17 protein-coding genes, 1 tRNA gene and 1 pseudogene are annotated in these 19,207 nt (G+C 65.1%); 10 read left to right on the top strand and 9 right to left on the bottom strand.

The genetic code is table 11. The features are described from left to right. Window positions 1–127: 127 nt before the first annotated feature. A complete protein-coding gene (locus FYX01_RS20795) occupies window positions 128–1,174 on the top strand; it encodes an ATPase BagA (RefSeq protein ID WP_150243941.1) in 1,047 nt (348 codons plus the stop codon). Beyond that, window positions 1,171–2,319, top strand: coding sequence for an ArsA family ATPase (locus FYX01_RS20790; RefSeq protein ID WP_150243939.1), 1,149 nt, complete (start codon window positions 1,171–1,173; stop codon window positions 2,317–2,319). The genes FYX01_RS20795 and FYX01_RS20790 overlap by 4 nt, the downstream gene beginning before the upstream one ends. A 96-nt stretch (window positions 2,320–2,415) precedes the next feature. Here FYX01_RS20790 and FYX01_RS20785 read toward each other — a convergent pair whose 3' ends face one another. Beyond that, window positions 2,416–2,739, bottom strand: a complete 324-nt coding sequence (locus FYX01_RS20785; protein ID WP_150243938.1) for a WhiB family transcriptional regulator — start codon at window positions 2,737–2,739, stop codon at window positions 2,416–2,418. A 442-nt stretch (window positions 2,740–3,181) separates the two neighbouring features. On the opposite strand from FYX01_RS20785, the gene FYX01_RS20780 reads away from it, so the two are divergent. Then, window positions 3,182–5,560, top strand: coding sequence for a penicillin-binding protein (locus tag FYX01_RS20780; protein WP_150243990.1), 2,379 nt, complete (start codon window positions 3,182–3,184; stop codon window positions 5,558–5,560). A 159-nt stretch (window positions 5,561–5,719) separates the two neighbouring features. Here the strand turns inward: FYX01_RS20780 and FYX01_RS20775 are convergent, their stop codons facing one another. Continuing rightward, the gene (locus tag FYX01_RS20775; RefSeq protein ID WP_150243935.1) at window positions 5,720–6,175 is read right to left on the bottom strand and encodes a GatB/YqeY domain-containing protein; all 456 of its coding nucleotides are present in this window, start codon (window positions 6,173–6,175) and stop codon (window positions 5,720–5,722) included. A 98-nt stretch (window positions 6,176–6,273) separates the two neighbouring features. Between FYX01_RS20775 and FYX01_RS20770 the strand changes: the two genes are divergently transcribed. Further along, complete coding sequence (locus FYX01_RS20770; RefSeq protein WP_150243933.1) at window positions 6,274–7,194, top strand: metallophosphoesterase; 921 nt, start codon at window positions 6,274–6,276, stop codon at window positions 7,192–7,194. 71 nt (window positions 7,195–7,265) lie between these two features. Further along, a tRNA-Pro gene (locus FYX01_RS20765) sits at window positions 7,266–7,339 on the top strand. Between the two features lie 133 nt (window positions 7,340–7,472). Here FYX01_RS20765 and FYX01_RS20760 read toward each other — a convergent pair. Further along, on the bottom strand, window positions 7,473–7,682 hold the full coding sequence (locus tag FYX01_RS20760; protein WP_150243930.1) for a helix-turn-helix domain-containing protein: 210 nt from the start codon (window positions 7,680–7,682) through the stop codon (window positions 7,473–7,475). A 731-nt stretch (window positions 7,683–8,413) separates the two neighbouring features. Between FYX01_RS20760 and FYX01_RS20755 the strand changes: the two genes are divergently transcribed. Continuing rightward, complete coding sequence (locus FYX01_RS20755) at window positions 8,414–9,505, top strand: DUF262 domain-containing protein (protein WP_190394413.1); 1,092 nt, start codon at window positions 8,414–8,416, stop codon at window positions 9,503–9,505. After that, window positions 9,489–10,133: an MAE_28990/MAE_18760 family HEPN-like nuclease gene (locus FYX01_RS26285; protein WP_190394412.1), complete on the top strand. Its 645-nt coding sequence runs from the start codon at window positions 9,489–9,491 to the stop codon at window positions 10,131–10,133. The genes FYX01_RS20755 and FYX01_RS26285 overlap by 17 nt, the downstream gene beginning before the upstream one ends. 45 nt (window positions 10,134–10,178) lie before the next feature. Here FYX01_RS26285 and FYX01_RS20745 read toward each other — a convergent pair whose 3' ends face one another. Beyond that, complete coding sequence (locus FYX01_RS20745; RefSeq protein ID WP_150243923.1) at window positions 10,179–10,766, bottom strand: HD domain-containing protein; 588 nt, start codon at window positions 10,764–10,766, stop codon at window positions 10,179–10,181. A gap of 9 nt (window positions 10,767–10,775) precedes the next feature. Continuing rightward, window positions 10,776–11,135: a hypothetical protein gene (locus tag FYX01_RS26820; RefSeq protein WP_223830571.1), complete on the bottom strand. Its 360-nt coding sequence runs from the start codon at window positions 11,133–11,135 to the stop codon at window positions 10,776–10,778. 419 nt (window positions 11,136–11,554) lie between these two features. Between FYX01_RS26820 and FYX01_RS27095 the strand changes: the two genes are divergently transcribed. Then, a complete protein-coding gene (locus tag FYX01_RS27095; RefSeq protein ID WP_263363773.1) occupies window positions 11,555–11,689 on the top strand; it encodes a hypothetical protein in 135 nt (44 codons plus the stop codon). A 12-nt stretch (window positions 11,690–11,701) separates the two neighbouring features. Here the strand turns inward: FYX01_RS27095 and FYX01_RS27090 are convergent. Next, window positions 11,702–11,779: pseudogene (locus FYX01_RS27090) on the bottom strand (hypothetical protein); the annotation flags it as partial. Between the two features lie 697 nt (window positions 11,780–12,476). Between FYX01_RS27090 and FYX01_RS20735 the strand changes: the two are divergent. Next, the gene (locus FYX01_RS20735) at window positions 12,477–12,716 is read left to right on the top strand and encodes a hypothetical protein (protein ID WP_150243921.1); all 240 of its coding nucleotides are present in this window, start codon (window positions 12,477–12,479) and stop codon (window positions 12,714–12,716) included. A 15-nt stretch (window positions 12,717–12,731) separates the two neighbouring features. Here the strand turns inward: FYX01_RS20735 and FYX01_RS20730 are convergent, their stop codons facing one another. The 3 genes from FYX01_RS20730 to FYX01_RS20720 form a co-directional block, all read right to left on the bottom strand. After that, window positions 12,732–14,717, bottom strand: a complete 1,986-nt coding sequence (locus tag FYX01_RS20730; protein ID WP_150243919.1) for a restriction endonuclease — start codon at window positions 14,715–14,717, stop codon at window positions 12,732–12,734. A gap of 282 nt (window positions 14,718–14,999) precedes the next feature. Further along, window positions 15,000–16,349 (bottom strand): tyrosine-type recombinase/integrase, encoded by a 1,350-nt coding sequence (locus tag FYX01_RS20725; RefSeq protein ID WP_150243917.1) that lies wholly within the window; start codon window positions 16,347–16,349, stop codon window positions 15,000–15,002. A 679-nt stretch (window positions 16,350–17,028) separates the two neighbouring features. Then, window positions 17,029–17,547 (bottom strand): lytic polysaccharide monooxygenase auxiliary activity family 9 protein, encoded by a 519-nt coding sequence (locus FYX01_RS20720; protein ID WP_150243915.1) that lies wholly within the window; start codon window positions 17,545–17,547, stop codon window positions 17,029–17,031. 511 nt (window positions 17,548–18,058) lie between these two features. On the opposite strand from FYX01_RS20720, the gene FYX01_RS20715 reads away from it, so the two are divergent. After that, a complete protein-coding gene (locus FYX01_RS20715) occupies window positions 18,059–19,114 on the top strand; it encodes a DUF4037 domain-containing protein (RefSeq protein WP_150243913.1) in 1,056 nt (351 codons plus the stop codon). The last annotated feature ends 93 nt before the right edge of the window (window positions 19,115–19,207 follow it).

Here is a 19,207-nt window from a genome sequence, read left to right as displayed (position 1 = left end):
GTGCCCCGCCCCCAACGGGCCGGGCACCGCACGTCAACGCCGCCACCCTACTCACCCCCGGTCCTCCCCCGCGCACCCCGACGCGGTTCCCGGTCCCCCTCCCGGGCGCCCGCATAGACTGCCTGGAGTGAGCGAGGGCGAGGACGGACCGCAGCCTCCGGGTGGAGCGCGCGCGAAAGCACGACTGCACATCGTCACCGGAAAGGGCGGGACCGGCAAGACCACGGTGGCCGCGGCGCTGGCGCAGGCGCTGGCGTCCGGCGGCGGAAGGGTGCTGCTGGTCGAGGTGGAGGGCCGCCAGGGCGTCGCCACCCTCCTCGGCGGCCCACCGCTGCCCTACGAGGAGCGGGAGATGGTCTCCGTGCCCGGCGGCGGCACGGTGTGCGTGCTCGCGGCCGACGCCGAGGCGGCGCTGCTGGAGTACCTGGAGATGTTCTACGGGATGCGCCGGGCCGGTCAGGCGCTCAACAGGCTGGGCGCCGTGGACTTCGCCACCACCATCGCGCCCGGACTGCGCGACGTCCTGCTCACCGGCAAGGCCACCGAGGCGGTGCGGCGGCGCCGGGGCTCGCGCCGCAGAGCCTCCGACGCCTCGCCCAAGGCTCCCTTCCACTACGACGCGGTGGTGATGGACGCGCCGCCCACCGGCCGTATCGCCCGGTTCCTCAACGTGAACTCCGAGGTGGCGGGGCTGGCCCGGGTGGGACCGGTCCGCAACCACGCGGACCGGGTCATGGAGGTCATCCGCTCCGAGCAGACCCGCGTGCACTTCGTGTCCCTGCTGGAGGAGATGCCCGCCCAGGAGACCCGGGACGGCATCGCCGAGATCCTCGGGCTGGGGCTCAGGGTGGGAATGGTGCTGGTGAACATGGTGCGGCCGCCGCTGTTGGACGAGGCCGACCTGGCCGCCGCCGCGGAGGGGGACACCGACCCGGACGCGCTCTCCGCCGGACTGGAGGAGGCGCGGTTGGAGGCTCCCGGGGAACTCGCGGCGGCGCTGGCCGGGGAGGTGCGGGCGCACGCGCTGCGGGTCCGGCTGGAACGCCGGGTGCGCTCCGGTCTGGAGGAGCTGGGCCGGCCGCTGCTGGAACTGCCCCTGCTGGAGGGCGGCGTGGACCGCGCCGCCCTGGACGTCCTGGCACGGCGGCTGGCCGAGCAGGGGGTGCGCCGGTGACCCCCGCGGCACAAGAGCGGCTGGACGCGGACGCGCTCGTGGACGACCCCGGGACGCGGATCATCGTGTGCTGCGGCGCGGGCGGGGTCGGCAAGACCACCACCGCCGCCGCGCTGGGGCTGCGCGCCGCCGAGCGCGGGCGCCGGACCGTGGTGATCACCGTGGACCCGGCCCGGAGACTGGCCCAGTCGCTGGGGCTGGAGTCGCTGGACAACACCCCGCGCCCGGTGCCGCTGTCCGAGGGGGCCGCGGGCAGTATGCACGCGATGATGCTCGACATGAAGCGGACCTTCGACGAGGTCGTGGAACAGCACGCGGATCCCGACCGGGCCCGGCAGATCCTGGCCAACCCCTTCTACCAGACCCTCTCCACGAGCTTCTCGGGCACGCAGGAGTACATGGCCATGGAGAAGCTGGGCCAGCTGCGCCAGTCGGGGGACTGGGACCTGATCGTGGTGGACACCCCGCCCAGCCGGTCCGCACTGGACTTCCTGGACGCGCCCAAGAGGCTGGGCCGGTTCCTGGACGGGCGCCTGATCCGCTTCCTGAGCGCACCGGCCAGCACGGGCGCGTTCCGTCTGCTCGGCGCCGGGTTCAACCTGGTGACCTCGGCGATCGGCAGGATCGTGGGCGCCCAGCTCCTCGACGACCTGCGTTCCTTCGTGTCGGCCTTCGACACGGTGTTCGGCGGGTTCCAGGAGCGCGCCGAACGCACCTACCGGCTGCTGCGGACGCCGGGAACGGCGTTCGTGGTGGTGGCCGTCCCGGACACGGACGCGATGCGCGAGGCGTCCTACTTCGTGGATCGGCTGGCCACCGACGCCATGCCGCTGGCCGGGCTGGTGGTCAACCGGACCCACCCGCTGCCCGAGGGGCCGGCGGCCGCCCTGGGCGCTCGGGAGGCGGTGGCGGCCGCGGAGTCGCTGGGGCGCTCGGACTCGCACCCGCTGGCGTCGGCGGCGCTGCGGCTGCACGCGGAGAGGGTCCGCACACGTGAGCGCGAGTGCCGGCTGCGGGACGCGCTGCTGTCCTCGCACGGCGGCGTGCGCGTGGCCGAGGTGGCCGCCCTGCCCGAGGACGTGCACGACCTGGCGGGGCTGCGCGGGATCGGTGAGGCGCTGGCGTCCGCGTCCGGGGACCGCTAGGGCGGCACGCGGGCACGCCCCGGGCCGCCGTGCCCCGGGGCGCTCACGGGCCCGCCCCGGCCGCCCCGCCGCCGCGACTGCTGTGGCCGCCGTGGGTCAGGCCGCGGACGTGCGGTCGGCGTACGCGGCCGCGCGGCCCGCGATGTCGCCCCCGTACTCGCGGTCGGCCTCCTCCAAAAGCGGTTCCCAACTGGTGACGCCGGGGTGCTTGCGCAGCAGCGCGCGCCGCTCACGCTCGGTCATGCCGCCCCAGATGCCGAACTCGATCCGGTTGTCGAGGGCGTCGGTCAGGCACTCGGTACGTACCGGGCACCTCTGGCAGATGAGCTTGGCGCGGTGCTGCGCCGCGCCCTGCACGAACAGCGCGTCCGGATCCTCACGTCGGCACAGCGCCCTGGTCGTCCACTGGTCGGTCCACATGCCCTACTCCCCTGTGTGCGCAACCGCCCGCGTGTGTCAGCGGGGTTCCCGGGGCACGGGGCTCCCTGTGCGTCCCGAGGGGACGGGGAGGACAGGTAGGCTCCCGCTGCCGCGCGGGGTGCGTCGAGTCCACCCCCGTTGCCTAGAAGTTACGGATCTGTGCGCCGCACCGACAGAACCCACTCGACCCACTTTTCGTCCAACCGAATATGGCCCGCTCGGGCCATTGCGTGGGGCCCCGTAGCCCTCCGCACCGGACGCACGAAGCCTCGCGGCACCGAACCGTGTAGCGATTGGTCTGCGATAAGCATGAAAAGATGGCATGGGGGTACCGCCCGCGGGACAACGCGGGCGTTTCTACGCGTTCGCGCACTGTCCGTGCCACATCGCACCACTTCGCGCGTTCGTGGTCACTTAGTCTGATGGGGTGGGTCAGGGGACATTGCTTCAAAGAATCAGCCAACTGGTCGTCATCGGCGCCATCGCGGGCCTCCTCGTCGCCGCGCTCGCCCTTCCCGCGGTCGGGGGTCTGGGGATCACGGCCCGCAACGTCGCCAGCAACTTCCTGAACATGCCCGGCAACCTGGAGACTCCGTCTCCTCCGCAGAGGTCGACGATCTACGACAGCGAGGGCGGCGTCATCGCCGAGATCTTCGACCAGAACCGGGAACTGGTCAAGATCGAGGACGTCTCGCCGGTCATGGTCGACGCGATCCTCGCCATCGAGGACTCGCACTTCTACGAGCACGGCGGCATCGACGTGGCGGGCACGTTCCGCGCCGCCATCCGCACCCTGAACGGCAACACCCAGGGCGCCTCCTCCATCACGCAGCAGTACGTCAAGAACGTGCAGATCGAGGCGGCCACCTCCCAGGAGGAACTGGACGAGGCCCGGGAGGAGACCGTCGCCCGCAAGATCCGTGAACTGCGCTACGCCGTGGCCCTGGAACAGCGGATGAGCAAGGACGAGATCCTCGAGGGCTACCTCAACATCGCCTACTTCAGCGACGGGGCCTACGGCGTCGAGTCCGCCGCACAGCACTTCTTCCAGGTGCCCGCCAGTGACCTGGAGCTGCACCAGGCCGCCACCATCGCGGGGCTGGTCCGCTACCCCTACCTGTACAACCCCCGGTTCAACCCGGAGCAGACCATCGACCGGCGCAACGTGGTGCTCGACCGCATGGTGGCCACCGGCGCCGTCACCGAGGCCGAGGCGGCGGAGGCCAAGGAGGAGCCGATGGAGCTGGAGCTGTCCACGCCGCCCAACGGCTGCGTGCCCAGCGACCAGCCGTTCTTCTGTGACTACGTGGTCCAGGAGATCGAGAAGGACGAGCGCTTCGGCCCCAACGAGACCGAACGCGCGCGCTGGCTGCGTACCGCGGGCCTGCAGATCCACACCACGCTCGACCCGCAGACCCAGAGTTCCGCCCAGGCGGCCGTGGACAAGTGGGTGCCCCGCCAGAACGAGTCCCGCAAGGTGGGCGCGGAACTCATCATCGAGCCGGGCAGCGGCCACATCCTCGGCATGGCGCAGAGCCGCAGCTACGGGCCCGACGAGAGCAAGCTCGGCGAGACCTCCATCAACTTCACCACCGACTCCGACCGCGGCGGCAGCAGCGGATTCCAGGCCGGATCGACGTTCAAGGCGTTCACCCTGGCAGCCGCGCTGGACGAGGGGCTGCCGTACAGCACCTCGTTCAACTCCCCGTCCAGCGTGTCCGTCTCCGGACAGCGCAGCTGCAACGGCGGCACGCTGCGCACCTGGTCGCCCAGCAACGCCGGTGACACCAACTCCAACACCACGCACAACATGGTGTCCGGGACCAAGGCGTCGTCCAACACCTTCTTCGCGCAGCTCCAGAAGCGTGTGGGCATCTGCGACGTGATGGAGATGGCCGAGAACCTGGGCCTCAAGCGCGCGGACGGCACGCTGTTCACCGAGAACCCGAACTCGCTGGCCAACAGCAGCTTCACCCTGGGCAGTGAGGAGGTCTCCCCGCTACGGGTGGCCAACGCGTACGCGACCTTCGCCTCGGGCGGGATCTACTGCGAGCCGCAGGCCATCACCAGGATCGAGGACCAGCAGTCGGGCGCCACGATCGAGATCGAGCCGGAGTGCTCCCGGGTGCTCGACGAGGAGGTCGCCGAGGGGGTCAGCTACCTGCTGACCCAGCCCTTCAACGGCGGCACCGCGGCCAACATCCACATCGGGCGTCCGGCGGCGGGCAAGACCGGCACCACCGACGGTTCGGCGGCGGCCTGGTTCGCCGGGTTCACCCCGCAGATGGCGAGCGCGGTCTTCGTCGGCGACCCGCGCGGCCCGCAGCAGCACCCGCTGCGCAACGTCACCATCGGGGACCGCTACTACGGCGTGGTCTACGGGGCGACGATCCCCGGCCCGATCTGGGAGGAGACCATGCAGGGCGCCCACGAGGGGCTGGACGTCGAGCAGCTGCCGTCGCCGCCGTCGCAGTTCGGCTCGACGTCGGCCCCTCCGGCCCCGGAGCCGGAGGAGGAGGCCGACCCGGCCAGTGACGACGGGGGCGTGCCGAACGTGGTCGGGCTGTCGCAGGGGGCCGCGGTGAGCGCCCTGGAGACCGCCGGCTACACGGCCAACGTGTCCGGGACCCGGGTCCGCTCCGACGAGCCGGAGGGCGCGGTGGCCGCGGTCAACCCCGACCCGGGCACGCGGCTGCCGGAGGGGGCCACGGTGAACGTGTTCCTGAGCCGTGGCGGCGGAGCGTCCAACGGCCAGGGGAACGACGGGGACTGGTTCCCGGTCGAACCCGCCTCCACTCCCACGGTCAGGGAAGAGGAGTAGGCGAGACGGCCAGCGCGGGGGGCGGCGGTGCGGGGGCGCACCGCCGCCCCCCGTGTACCAGGTGGACGCGGCGGGCGCGGGGCCCGCACCACGGGGGCCGTCCCGGCCGTCCGGATCAGGACGGCCGGGCGGCGGGGGGCGGAGCGCCGGGGAGCCGGATCACCCGGCGAGCTGGCGCTTGACCTCGGCGGCCACGCGGTCGCCCGCGGCCCGGTCGGCGACCCGGGGCTTGACGACCTTCATGACCTGGCCCATCGCCTTGGGGCCCTCCGCGCCGGTCTCCGCGACGGCCTCGGCCACCAGCCCGGAGAGCTCCTCGTCCGTGAGCTGCTTGGGCAGGTAGTCGGAGATGACCTCGCTCTCGGCCCGCTCGGCCTCGGCCTGCTCGGGCCGACCGCCCTTCTCGAACGCCTCGGCCGCCTCGCGGCGCTTCTTGGCCTCGCGGGTCAGCACCCGGGTGACCTCCCCGTCGTCGAGGGAGCGCTGGGCGGAACCGGACGCCTCCTCGGTGGAGATGGCTGCCAGGACCATACGCAGGGTCCCGGTGCGCACCTTGTCACGCGCCTTGATGGCGGTGGTCAGGTCGTTCTTGAGGCGTTCCTTGAGTTCGGACATGAACCGATCCTACGGCGGCGGACGGTCGGCTCACCAACGGTTTGCGCGCGGGTGCACCACGGCATCTGCGACGATCTCCACAACAACGAAGGAGGAAGATGGGCGCCGACAACAGACGACTCCTGCGCCGGGTGGGACGCGCGGCCGCGGTCACGGGCGCCGTCGGGGCGGCGGGGCTGGCCTACGCCTCGGTCATCGAGCGCAACTGGTTCCGGCTGCGCCGCTACGAACTGCCCCTCCTGCCGTCCGGAAGCCCGCGGATCCGGATCCTGCACCTGTCCGACGCGCACCTGACGCCGGGCCGGAGGATGCTCATCGACTGGATCCGGGGGCTGGACGCTTACGAGCCGGACCTGGTGGTCAACACGGGCGACTCGCTGGCGCACCCGGACGCGGTGGGTCCCTTCACCGAGGCCCTGGGACCGCTGCTGGAGCGGCCGGGCGCGTTCGTGTACGGGTCCAACGACCTGTTCTCACCGCAGCTGAAGAATCCGGCCCGCTACCTGTGGCGGACGAGCAAGGACGACTACGGCAAGCGCCGGGTGCCGGACCTGCCCTGGCGCGATCTGGGCGCGGCCATGTCCGCGTCCGGGTGGCTGGACCTGAACAACCGCAAGGGGGAGCTGAGGGCGGGCGGACTGGACGTCGCCCTGGCCGGTGTGCACGACTCGCACATCAAGCTGGACCGGTACGAGGAGGTCGCCGGACCGGCGGACCCGTCGGCGGCCCTGCGCCTGGGAGTGCTGCACTCCCCGGAGCCGTCCAACCTGGACCGCTTCACGGCCGACGGCTACCAGCTGCTCCTGGCCGGGCACACGCACGGGGGCCAGCTGTGCCTGCCGTTCTACGGGACGCTGGTCACCAACTGCGGGATCGACCGCAGGCGCGCCTGGGGGCTGCACGGGTACGGGGACGCGTGGCTGCACGTGTCCGGCGGCCTGGGCACCTCGCCGTACGCGCCGGTGCGGTTCTGCTGCCGTCCGGAGGCCTCTCTGCTGGACCTCGTGGCGGCCTCCTGAGGGCCGACCCGATCGGCCGGAAAAGCGTTCGCGAGCACTCCTGACGTCCGCTAGACTTGTGGACGTTGCTTCGGGGTGTAGCGCAGCTTGGCAGCGCGCTTCGTTCGGGACGAAGAGGTCGTGGGTTCAAATCCCGCCACCCCGACTGTGAAGTACCAGGTGAGAGGCCTGATCGTGGACATCCACGATCAGGCCTCTTCTTGTTTGACCGTGGTTCGACCGTGTGATTGAACGTCACGAGATGACCGCGACCGGCCATCAGCGGCACCGCGCAACCCTCAGCGCCCGTCGTCCGCCGCCCCGATCACCCGCAGCAGATCCGCCGTCGAGACACGGTAGAGCCCGCCGATCCGCACCACCCGGCACGGGAAGTCATCGGCCCGCGCGAGTTCGTACGCCTTGGTGCGACCGATGCCGAGAATCCGAGCGGCGGTCATCAGGTCGATGGTGGGTGGAAGCTGCTTGAGTTCGTCCAGAGTCAGAGCCAAGGGGGTCTCCAGGAGAGTCGATCCGTCGACGTGAGGAGCGCCCGACGACACCGCATCGCACCCACACTTTGAGGATGGTCGCTCACGACACCTGTCGGGTGGACCATTGGCGCCCCATGCACATGTCCTGACCTGGACAGACCTCTACGCAGGGGGTAGCCACTCATACGGGTGGGGTCAACGGCCGGGTCAGTGACTGACCGATTGGCGTACGGGATCGGGCACAGCGGTACCAAAGAGCCGTGCCGTTCGATGCCCTTAGCTTCCATACCGTCACACCCGTTCCGTCCAAGCGCTTCTACTACTGGTTGCGATCGAGAACGCCGTTTGGGGTCACTCGAACACGAGAATGACTCGGCCGTGTAGCCAACTGAGCCTCCTGTGGCCAGTGAGTCCAAGCTTCGACTACTGGTCTCGGGCCTTTTGCATCCACCCCAGTAGGCCACGCGCCAGGGCTTCCTCCGGGAGTCGCTTCGCGGACACAGCCTTGAACGAGACCAAGAAGGTATGGATCCATGCACTCGAACATAATGCTAAGTCCATGCCGACAGGCGTAAGATCTGTTGCAAGCCCTATTGGCCCTTGGCCCCAGACGTCAGCCAAGGGTGGATCCGGCCACCAGAGCAACAAAATCAGACATATTAGACAACGAGAGCGAGTGCGACACCATGAGACTCCTGCAGGATGAAATCATCGAACGTTCACAGGAGATCCACACTGATCGTTATAGCATGGCCATCAACGAGGCATTCTCAATGTATCAGGATGGCGACCTAGAAATTCACCCGGAATTTCAAAGAATATTTCAGTGGAATCTCAAACAGCAGTCACGCCTAATTGAAAGCGTTTTTCTCGGCATTCCCATCCCACCCATATTTGTCGCTGCACGCCAAGACGGAGTATGGGATGTTGTTGATGGAGTACAACGACTCTCAACCCTTTTTAGGTTCATGGGAGCCCTAAAAGACACAGATGGAAATAAGGATACGCCTGACCCCTTGATGTCCGGCGACTACCTTAAGAGTCTAAAAGGTACTGTATGGGATTCAGGAAACCATACTGACAACAGCCATGAGGAGTACACCGAGCTGACAGAAGCTCAGAAGAGGTTCTTCAAGCGAGCACGACTGGACTTCCAGATCGTCCAGCACACGAGTGACGAGCAAGCAAAGTTCGATCTCTTCCAGCGCCTAAATAGCGGAACACATCTGTCTGAACAGGAGGCCAGAAATTGCCTTGCCGTGATGCTAGATCCGGAATTTTTTCGCTGGCTACAATCACTTGCCAAATTTCCCGCGTTCCTGGAGACTGTTTCCTTGAGTGAACGCCGAGAAGAGCAATCATACGGAACTGAAGTGGCTCTTCGATTTCTCTGCTTGGTCTCTGCGGAAAAAAGTGATCTAAGTGGCATGAAGGACGTAAGCGAGTTCCTAACCAGCAGAATGCGGAAATTCATCGAAGAGGGCATCGATCGAGATTTTGAAAAGCAGCGATTTGAACACATCTTTGATTGGCTCAGTGAAGCCCTCGGTGACTCCGCCTTCCGGCGCTACTCACCAGAATCAAAGAAGTTCACCATGGCATTTACTGTTTCTGCCTACGAGGCAATTACAACAGGAATTGGTCTCAATTATGAATACTGGAACTCCCTGGGCTCCGAGAACCGAGCAACGCTCCTCACCGGGAGGATAAAGGAAGTTTGGAAAGACCCAACTTTCCGATCACGAATGGGGGCAGGAAAATCTGCTGATCTTCGAATCCCTCACATGTACGAGGTCGGAAAGAGGATCTTTTCTGGAGACTGGGTTGCGGACAGTAAGTGAACTTCAGGATGCCCTTGACGAGGATCTTTCCTGGCGAAGAGCGGAGCTTCACAGCTTCTTAGGAAGCATCCGTCGATCAAAAAGCGATAGCACTGCTCAAGTAGCGCTTTGCAGGGCAGGGGTCCCACTTCTTTACGCACACTGGGAAGGATATGCAAAAGCAGCCCTAACTAATTATTTGAGATTTGTTGGACGCCGGAAACTCACATACTCAGAGCTGCACTTCGGATTTATTTCCATGGCTGTTGAACACGCCCTTGAGAAAGAAAAGGGGGCTTCAAGCACGCAGAGGAACCTACAACGTGTCACAACTTTACTCACAGCAGATAGTGAGCGCGCGTCATTGCCTTGGAGAAAAGGAGTTGACACGCAATCGAATCTCAACAGTGATCGCTGCTTCGATCTGTTTACAATGTTCGGGCTAGACCCTGAACCAATTCGCCTCAAATCAAAAATGATCGACTACGAACTCCTTCGGGTTAGAAACGAGGTCGCCCATGGAAAGTACCTCAGCGTAACACCAGAAGCATACAAAGAACTTCATGATAAGACATTGGAGATGATTGAATTTATCAAAAACAGCATATCAACAGCAGCCGAAAATGGGGACTATCGGCGCATTCGATAGAGAGTCGAATCAGAAGATGTAGGTCAAGAATCATATTTGATCGTTTCACCTTTTCGGTTTCTTATCGCGGGCCTCGTGCATCCACTCCAGCGGCCCACGTGCGAGGGCTTCCTCCGCGAGTCGCTTCGCAGAAGCGGTCTTGAGCGAGGCCAGCGAAGTGTCGATCCAAGGTTGAGTGTGCGTGTTGCCCTGTTCCCGGTACTCGACCGCCTGCAAGAGGCATTCGAGCTTGTCGGCGTCCTTGGCACATCGGGCCTCGGCCGACTCCTTCGCCTCGTACTCGTCGACCGCCGTGCCGATCACCTCGGACAGCGTTTCGGGGAGGCCCTCCGTCTGGTCTGCGGTCACCTCGGTGTTGGGCGCGGCCTTGAGGTAACGCTTGCCGACGTAGGGGATGTCCATCACCCGGGTCTCCTGGGTGTCGTGGAACAGCGCCAGGAACGCCGCGCGTTCGGGGTTCGCACCTTCGAGTGAGGCGATCACCGCTGCCGTGATGGCCGTGCGGTGCGAGTGGTCCGCGATGGACTCGGGGGCGGCCACTCCGGCGATCTGCCATCCGGTCCGCTTGTAGCGCTTCAGCAGTCCGACCTCGTACAGGAAGTCGACGGTGCGGGTGTCCTGCTCGTCTGCCATGGGGCTCCTCTACCTCCGCTGTGCCATCCGAAGAGCGTAGAGGACGGCCTCCAGTTCGCACCGGGATCGTGGGGAAACCGACCCTTCGTCCAGGAGGCGGAGCACGGTCGGGGTCATGCTCGCCGCGTTCCTGCCGTCCAAGAGGCCGAGCTTGCGGATGACGAGTGCCCACAGGCTGTGGACGACGATGTCGACATAGGGATTTGTCGGATCGAGCTTGCCGACGAGGTGGGTGAGCAGGTGGTCACCCCGCCACGTGTCCACGCTCAGCTCCACCATGAACGTGTCGGCCAACTGGGGATCGGCCACCTCGCCCAGCCAGTACGCCCAGTAGTTCAGGTTGGCGGTCTCGCACTCCTCACTGGACACGTGCGCATCGATGAACTCGGGAAGCGCCTCGCTGTCACCCTTCCGAGCGATCGAATGTGCCCCGGACCGCACCACCGCCCACGACGGCGACCATTCCGCGGTGGAACGGAGACGTCTCTTCTCTTCCTCCTGCATGGCAGCGAGCCATTCGGCTGTCTCAGCCGAGGTGTCGAACCCCGTCACGTAGTGAGCCTGCCGACGAAGCAGAGCGCCCTTCACCGTGTCGCGTGGGGCTTGTTCCGCTGCCGACCTCAGGTGCGCACTGATGTGCTGGCGTCCGCGCCCAACTCCGGACCGCTGGCGCTGGGGCCTCGCCTAACTGGTGGGGTCGCTTCCGCGATGACCGTCGGCGCGACGCCTATGAACGGCCACGCCACCAGGTCAGTGAAAGGGCGCGTGATGACCCACGTGGCGAGCGGGTGCCCGTCGAGATCGATCCGGTGATCAGCACCGAGTACGTACCCGATGAAGCGGTCGGCCTCCAGCGCAGTGTCGAGTTGCGTGAGCAGGTGCGGACCGGCACCCAGCCGGTGCAGGAGGTGCCGCAGCCGTAAGTACTGTCCGGTGCTCACGGCCATGAGCGGCCGACGCCCTGACTCCCACCCTTGCAACGTGGTCACGTCCACGCCGACCCGCTCAGCCATAGTCTCCTGCGTGTGCCCAACAGACCTGCGGACGGCCTTCAGGACATGACCGGAGACCCGTCCTTCACGTTCGAACTCGGGTGTGACGGAGGAACTGTGACCCGTGGTCAGTGTTGGTCGGCGGTTCTTCGGCATGGGGGCCTCGAAGGGGGTTCGGACTCGTACTGGCAGTCACTTCGACCAGGCATGACCGCTCCGTAACGTCACCACCACGATAGAACAGCCGACCGAGACACAGGGTGAGGTTGATGACCCAGCACCCCCGACGGACAGCTTTGGCACCCACCTCTTCCGTGCGGCTCAGGGGTACCAGGGAGAACGTGGCCGAGGCTCGGCGCTTCACGGTCAAGGTCTTGCGGAAGTCCGCGACCACCACTGTGCCTGACGACGTGGTCGAACGCACGGAACTCCTGGTATCCGAACTGACGACAAACGCGCTCTAGCACACGATGAGCGGCGAAGGAGACGGATCCTTCGTTCTGGTGCTGTCAGGCGAGAGTTCCCATATACGGGCCACCGTTCGCACAGAGGAACCACGCGAAACGTCGAGCGTGCCGCACGTGCGCCGACCTTCCGCCCGCTCTGAGTCGGGGTGAGGCCTCGCGCTGGTCGACATGCTGTCGGACGAGTGGAGTACTCTCCTCTGGCTGGAACGTGGGGTCTACTTCCTCATCACACGGCACGGGGACGACCCGCGATGACCTATGAACTCAATCCGACCGCCGCCCTCGACTGGGCACGCCGCCAGTTCACCCACTACGAGCTGATGAAGGTGCACGACTCGTCGGGATTGCCCGAGTACATTGCCGTGCTCAAGCCGAACGCCATGCACACCGGCCACGCCGTTCTGGTGTGCGCCGGAGACGTGATCGAGCTGTGCACGATCCTGCGCGCACAGGGCCCGCCCCGCCTTCCCCGCCGTTCGGAACGACAGTAGGCCGACCCCAGACACTCACATCTCACCGTGCCCTTCCCTGTAACCGGCGGCAGTTCCGAGCCCTCTGAGCCTGGCCATGACGTTTTCCGGAGAATCTACAATCTTGTATTTACCCTTATTCTCCTCAAGGGCTGCCACCATGGGACCACAGAGAAAATTCAGCACTTCACGAACATCTTCCAAGGAGGGACGTGGAGCCATCTCCTTCCTTAGAACATAAGAAATATTCTCTTCACTAATAGATCCGCCAGAAAGTGGGTCCTCATCATTGGCCTCCTGGAAAGCCAAAACCATAACTCGTGAAATTAGTGCCAATCGCTTCCCGAGAGCCTGATAGCGCTCGCCCAGTTCCTCAACATGCAAGTCTCCTCTCGCCAATACATCCCTGAAATCCATTAGACCCAAAGGGGTGGAATAATGCGCCCTGAGTACATCGATAAGCTCATCGATCTCAAGGAGTGCAACACTGTGATCAAGCGCCCATTGCTTGACACGGGATGCGAACTTAGGGCCAACGACAATGACGAAGTCAGCCTTGTGCTTCTTCTTGTGGTCCTTGAGGGCATCAAACTTTACGTTAGACTCAGAAATTACACCAGACCCTGAACTTTTTGCGTCAATAATGACCTTATACTTGTCTGCAGGAGCCAATTCTGCCGTGGCAAGGACGTCCGTATTCCCCGACCCTCCAATATGTTCCACTCGAAAGCCAAGGAAACGAAACGCCTCAGCCACCTGCTCCTCAAAGGAGAGACTGTCCGTTCCAGTACTGCCAAATTTTCGCAGACCGCTCTCAATCTCAAGGCGAACCGATTCAGATTCTTTTCGGGGCTCTCGTTCAGCCTCTGTCGCCTCTACCTCTTCCATCTCCTTTTGGAGAGTGACTTTCTGAACAAACTCCGTACCTAGATTGCTCCTCGAAAATCGCTGCCAATCTAATCTGAAGGCAAGTCCGGCATTCTCCAGAATTCCTAGCCGCAAGCGCACTTCTCCATTAGTAAGTTGGCTGATTCCATAGCAGTCCCGAGCTACACCCACGAGCGCGCTCGTTGACAGAGGATTTTCGAGGTGCTTCAGCAGCTCTCCGAAAAATGCATATTTCGAGTGCAAATAGCTGACAAATTCCACCTCATTTCCAGCTTCCAGCAATTCAGAGATGCGGCCATTAACTGAATACTCATTGAAGGCGACCTGTTCAATCAATCCCATATGGCGCGCAGAATGCAGCATGGAGTTAAAAGATCCCTGGCTGATTCCGAGGGATTCTTTGCTCGCCTGCTGAAAGTCATCCTTTCTTGGATTTTCTCGAACGAGACGAGCAAGCTCACGGATTGCCGGAATCGGCGCCAGAGCTGACTCTCCCGCAGCTTCTTCTGCCACCTTCTTCCCTCGTGGTATATAACCGATTAGGAGTTTTCGCTTCTTTAGCTCCTCCTGTGTCAAATCGGGAAACTCCAGGTTTTCAATCTTCACGGATTCTTCCCCCTCAACGTGACTCAAAGTTTCCCCCCTGGCTACCTCCGGAGGACAAAGGATCAAATCTTGCAGAAGTTCCGACCCCTTTTCGGTTCGGACAATTCGTTGACCCCACAGCTCTACAAACCCAAGGCTCCTAAGCCATCCGATTCTTCGCCGAACCTGATCAGAACTGTTCCACGGAAGGCCATAGACCTCTTGCGCAACACGCAATATATCTGCGTGACTAGTATTAGAATCGATTGCTTCTAGAGCCTCACCGAAAAACTTCACATTCGCATGAATATGACGCGCAAGATATTTATTGTCCCCGAACTCTTTCCACCGAAGTGCCTCGTCAGTGGGCACCCATACGCCGCCTTTATCTCTCCTTACAAACTTTGCAGTAGACAACTGATGAACTGCAAGTTTTTCACACTCAACCGAAATTTCTTTGCCATTCGGGTCATTAAGTCGAAGAATGCTATCTCCAGAAGATGGCAACTGCTCCAGAACCTGCTTCAGGAGAAAAGCTTGAACTGCCATGCCACCCGAAATGTAACCAATCGTGTTAGACCGATCACTCCACGGATGAACAGGGATTTCGCTCTCCCACGGAACCTCTGACACAAGACCACCCCTCGATGCATGTGTTTTCAGGCAACTCTACGGCCCACTAGGGACATCCAACCTGCCGCAGGCATACCAGGGGGCGAACTAGATCAGGTTGTGATAAAAATAGGATGCATTGATCTCAGTCCCCACACACTACACAAACGGACCCTATCTTCCCATATGTGACATAATACTAACTGCCCGAACAACTACTTATTCGGAGTATGATTCATCCGCTCTTCTGCGGATGCGGGAGAGGGCGTCGAGGGCCGTCTCGTCGGCATCGGGGAGGGTGTGCAGGTAGCGGGCCGTCGTGGCGATGTCAGCGTGACCGAGGCGTTCCTTCACGATCTGGAGGTCCGCGCCGCCCGCCAGTAGCCAGGAGGCGTGCGCGTGGCGAAGGTCGTGCATACGCAGGTTCACCCCGATGTCTGCGGCCTTGAGCGCGGGCTTCCAGACTTGGCGGCGGAACCAGTCGGACGAGATGTGTCCGTCCGTGTCCGGGGTTCGGGAGGGCCGGGGGTCGTCCTTGCCCTCCGCGCGGCGTCGGGCTCGGTACAAGGCGTATGCGTCCTTGCAGTAGCGGCACCGGCACTTTCCCGCTGCGTACGCACTGAGGGTGCCGTGCTTGTACGTCCGTCCCTTGTCATTGGGTTCGGTGCGACCCAGGGTGTCAGAATCAGGAACGGCTCGAAAATTGGGCGTCTTGGGTTCGGCGAGCATCGGGAACAAGAGGTCGTCCCCACGGAGCCTCCTCTCCGACACATGCTCCTGGAGCTTGCGGGCGATCTGCGTACTCAGCTTGAACCGCCGGTACTCGCGACCCTTCGGGTACTCCTTCACGAGGAACCGACCACCCGTGGGGTGGAACTCCGGGTTGACCTCCACGACCGCGCGGCTCACGGTCAGGATTCGGGTGCGCGTGTCCAGATCCCTGACTCGTAGCTCAGACAACTCTCCCCGGCGCAGCCCGCTCTCTATGGCGGTCTCGACCAGTAGCCGCGCCCACGCGGCGGGCAGCGCCCGGTACACAGAATCGAACTGCTCCGGAGTGACGATCGTGCGCGGCTTCACCGCGACATGCGGGGTGCGTACGCCCTTGCAGGGGTGGAGGTAAACCACCTGGTCGTTGAGCGCAGTGGTGAAGATGGCGCTCAAGAGCACCTTGTTGTACTTGATCGTCACCGGTGAGACCCCGGCGTCCTTGAGCTTGGCCACCCAAGCCCGGACATGCTCCGGCAGGATCTCCACCATCCGCATCGGCCCAAACTCGGGCATGATGTGCTTGCGCATCGAGTAGGTGTAGCTCTGCCGGGTGGTCGCCTCCACCTCGTGGTTGGGGAGCCAGGTCTCCTCCACATAGCGCTGAAAGGACTTCCGGCCTCGGGCCGGATCGCCCATCCGCCCCTCCGCCAACCGTGCCTCGGCGCGCTGCCACGCCCTGTCGGCGTCCCGCTTGTTGGCGAAGGTGCCCGCCGACCGCTCCTTGCCCTTGATGTCCTTAAAGTAGGCGGTGTAGCGCGGCTTCCCGGCACGCCCCAGCCGCTTCCGTGAGAACCTCACGGTTGAACCCTTCTCCCTGACCGTCGTTTGACCGTGGACCGTGCGTCATCGTCGGTCAGGGTTCGACCCTGCGCGGCACTCCGAAATGCCGCTCTACCAGGGACTCTAGGCCGGTTCGAGGGATCGGTCCAGGGTGGGATTCCGGGCCGATTCCGTTTCGGGACGAAGAGGTCGTGGGTTCAAATCCCGCCACCCCGACCAAAGCGAGAGGCCGGTCCTTCGGGACCGGCCTCTCGTCGTTGCGGGGCGGACAGGGGTCGGCACGGCCGCTAGGGCATGCCCGTGATCTCCTGGAACAGCGAGAGCGGGGGCCTGCGCGTCCCCCACCTCGTCGGCCTTCACAGCCTGCGGGCCCTCCCCTTTCCGGCCCTTCTGGACCTGGGACTGGCCGCCCCCTCCCGGCGCGTGCCCGCTCTCCGGAGGTAGGGGACCAGGACGGCGCTGCTCCTCCTCGTGTCCGGGACCGGTTACGGCGGGCTGATCGCCCTGCCGGCGCACCAGGCGTTCCGCGGACAGGCACTGGCTCCACCCGGACACACTGGCCCTGCGGCTGGCCGGAGTGCCGGGGCACCGTCCCCGCAGCGGGACCGGTGCCCCCGAAGACACCGGAGTCCCCGGCCCGGTCGCGGGACCGGGCCGGGGACCCGTGGGCTTCCGACGGATGTCGTCCGTGGCGCTCCTAGCGGATGTTGACGTCCACGCAGGAGTAGAAGGCGTTGCCGGTGTCGGCGACGTTCCACCGGGCCAGGATCGTGTGCCTGCCGTTGTAGCCGGACAGGTCCACGTTGTGCCGGACGGTCGACGGCGGGCGGGCGCCGTTGTCGTTGAAGTTGGCGACGCGCTGGCCGCCGATGAAGTACTCCCAGTTGGCGGTGGAGTGCATGGCGGTGAGGGTCCAGGTGAAGGTCAGGGAGGTACCGACATCGGTGACGTGCCAGCCGTGGTTGTCGTCGTCGAGCTCGGAGAACCGGCCGTTGCCGCCGGAACAGCTCATCAGGCCCTTGGGACCCTCGACGCTCTGCGGCTCCCACTGGATGCCGCCGCACTGGACCATGATCGCGGCGCACTGCGCCTGGCGGCTCATGGGCGCGGAGACGTAGCCGTGGGCACTGGCGACGCCCGCAGGCATCAGGGTGAAGGTCAACGCGGTGGCGGCGGCGACGGCCGCGAGGGAGCGGATTCTACTGCGGATCTTCATGAATGGGGGCCCTTCTTTCGGGTCACGATCCCGGGTCGGGGGTCGTAGCGGGGTGACCCGGACCGTTTCCGGTCCAGGCGGGCGGAAGCCGTCCAGCGGGGTCCGGATATCCCCCGTGCGGACGGTCGGACGGTGCTGTCCCGGAAACTCCGGGCGTCCCCGGCATTTCCTTCCACCTGTTGCGAAGACCGTAAAGAGGTCGTCACTACACGTCAAGACTCCCGTTACGGAGGGGAACCGAGTGCCACCCGTACCGGGTGAGGAGTCCACTCGCCCACCCTCCGGAACTGGTACTACTCACACGTCCGACGTCCTCCGGGCCGCCAACTGGAAAGACACCTTACAGTTATGGACCGTGGTCTATCCGGGAGACCCGGTAGACCAATGCCGCCGATCGGGGGTCAGCGGACCGTACCTGCCCCCGGAGATATATTTTTCTTCCCCGGCCTCCGGCGGGCCCCGCGAGGGAAAACAGTGGCCCCCGCCGGGCCGCGACCCTAGGCTCGCGGGCATGTCCCCTGGCTTCCTCCCGGGGCTGGATCTGTCCCGGGCCCTGTACACGGACGCGGTCGCACCGCTGCTCACCACCGGGCGCCGCCCGGTTCCGCACGCCGCCGCGCTGCTCGGCCCGGGCTCCGAGGTCCTCGGACTCGACACCGAGCGCTCCACCGACCACGGGTGGGGGCCGCGCCTGCAACTCTTCGTGGCCGACCCCGACGAGCGCGTGCGTGTGCTGGACACGCTCGCCGACGGCCTGCCCGACCGGGTGCACGGCTGGCCGACCCGGTTCGCCCCCGGAGACGGCCCTCCCGGGACGTGGCCGCCCGACGCCGACGCGCCCGACGGCCGCCACCGGGTGGAGGTCCTCGATCCCGGCGACTGGTTCCGCGGACGGCTGGGCTTCGACCCGCGCACCGGCGTGACCACCGCGGACTGGCTCGCCGCGCCCGCCCAGCGGCTCGCCGAGGTGGTCGGCGGCGCCGTCTTCCACGATGACGCCGGCGAGCTCACCGGGGCTCGGAAGCGCCTGGCCTGGTACCCCGACGACGTGTGGCGGTACGTGCTGGCCTGCCAGTGGCAGCGCGTGTCCCAGGAGGAGTCCTTCCCCGGCCGCTGCGCGGAGGCCGGCGACCACCTGGGCGCCCGGGTCGTCGCCGCCCGGCTGGTGCGCGACCTCATGCGCCTGGCCCTGCTGCTGTCCCGCCGCTACCCGCCCTACTCCAAATGGCTGGGCAGCGCGTTCTCCCGGCTCCCCGAGGCCGAAGCGCTCACCCCGCCGCTGTCCCGCGGCCTGGACGCGGACACCGGGGCCCTCGCCGAGGCGTGCTCCCTGCTCGCCGCGTGGCAGAACCGGACCGGTCTCGCCGAGTCCCTGGACACCGGCCTCCGGCCGTTCCACGACCGCCCCTGGCCGGTGCTGGACTCGGCCCGGTTCACCCGTGCCCTGCTGGAGCGGATCGGGGACCCCGAGCTGGTGGGGCGGCCTCCTGTCGGCGCGGTCGACCAGTTCGTCGACAACACCGACGCCCTGACCCGGCCGGAGGTCTTCCGTTCCCTGAGACCATGAGGGAGCTCCTCAGGACCTCCTCGGGGCATGCGTCGGACCCGCGGCGGCCCCGGAGGGCCGGAGGCCTCAGCGCGCTCAGGGAGTGCCCCGGCC

The organism is Nocardiopsis quinghaiensis (assembly GCF_008638365.1).
Lineage (GTDB): Bacteria > Actinomycetota > Actinomycetes > Streptosporangiales > Streptosporangiaceae > Nocardiopsis > Nocardiopsis quinghaiensis.
This window is presented reverse-complemented; position numbering and strand designations above follow the sequence as displayed.

Excerpts from the sequence above, each read along its gene's own strand:
- FYX01_RS20785 (WP_150243938.1), bottom strand. The coding sequence starts at position 2,739 with ATGTGGACCGACCAGTGGACGACCAGGGCGCTGTGCCGACGTGAGGAT.
- FYX01_RS20775 (WP_150243935.1), bottom strand. The coding sequence starts at position 6,175 with ATGTCCGAACTCAAGGAACGCCTCAAGAACGACCTGACCACCGCCATC.
- FYX01_RS20770 (WP_150243933.1), top strand. The coding sequence starts at position 6,274 with ATGGGCGCCGACAACAGACGACTCCTGCGCCGGGTGGGACGCGCGGCC.
- FYX01_RS20755 (WP_190394413.1), top strand. The coding sequence starts at position 8,414 with ATGGCCATCAACGAGGCATTCTCAATGTATCAGGATGGCGACCTAGAA.
- FYX01_RS20745 (WP_150243923.1), bottom strand. The coding sequence starts at position 10,766 with ATGGCAGACGAGCAGGACACCCGCACCGTCGACTTCCTGTACGAGGTC.
- FYX01_RS20735 (WP_150243921.1), top strand. The coding sequence starts at position 12,477 with ATGACCTATGAACTCAATCCGACCGCCGCCCTCGACTGGGCACGCCGC.
- FYX01_RS20730 (WP_150243919.1), bottom strand. The coding sequence starts at position 14,717 with ATGGCAGTTCAAGCTTTTCTCCTGAAGCAGGTTCTGGAGCAGTTGCCA.
- FYX01_RS20720 (WP_150243915.1), bottom strand. The coding sequence starts at position 17,547 with ATGAAGATCCGCAGTAGAATCCGCTCCCTCGCGGCCGTCGCCGCCGCC.
- FYX01_RS20715 (WP_150243913.1), top strand. The coding sequence starts at position 18,059 with ATGTCCCCTGGCTTCCTCCCGGGGCTGGATCTGTCCCGGGCCCTGTAC.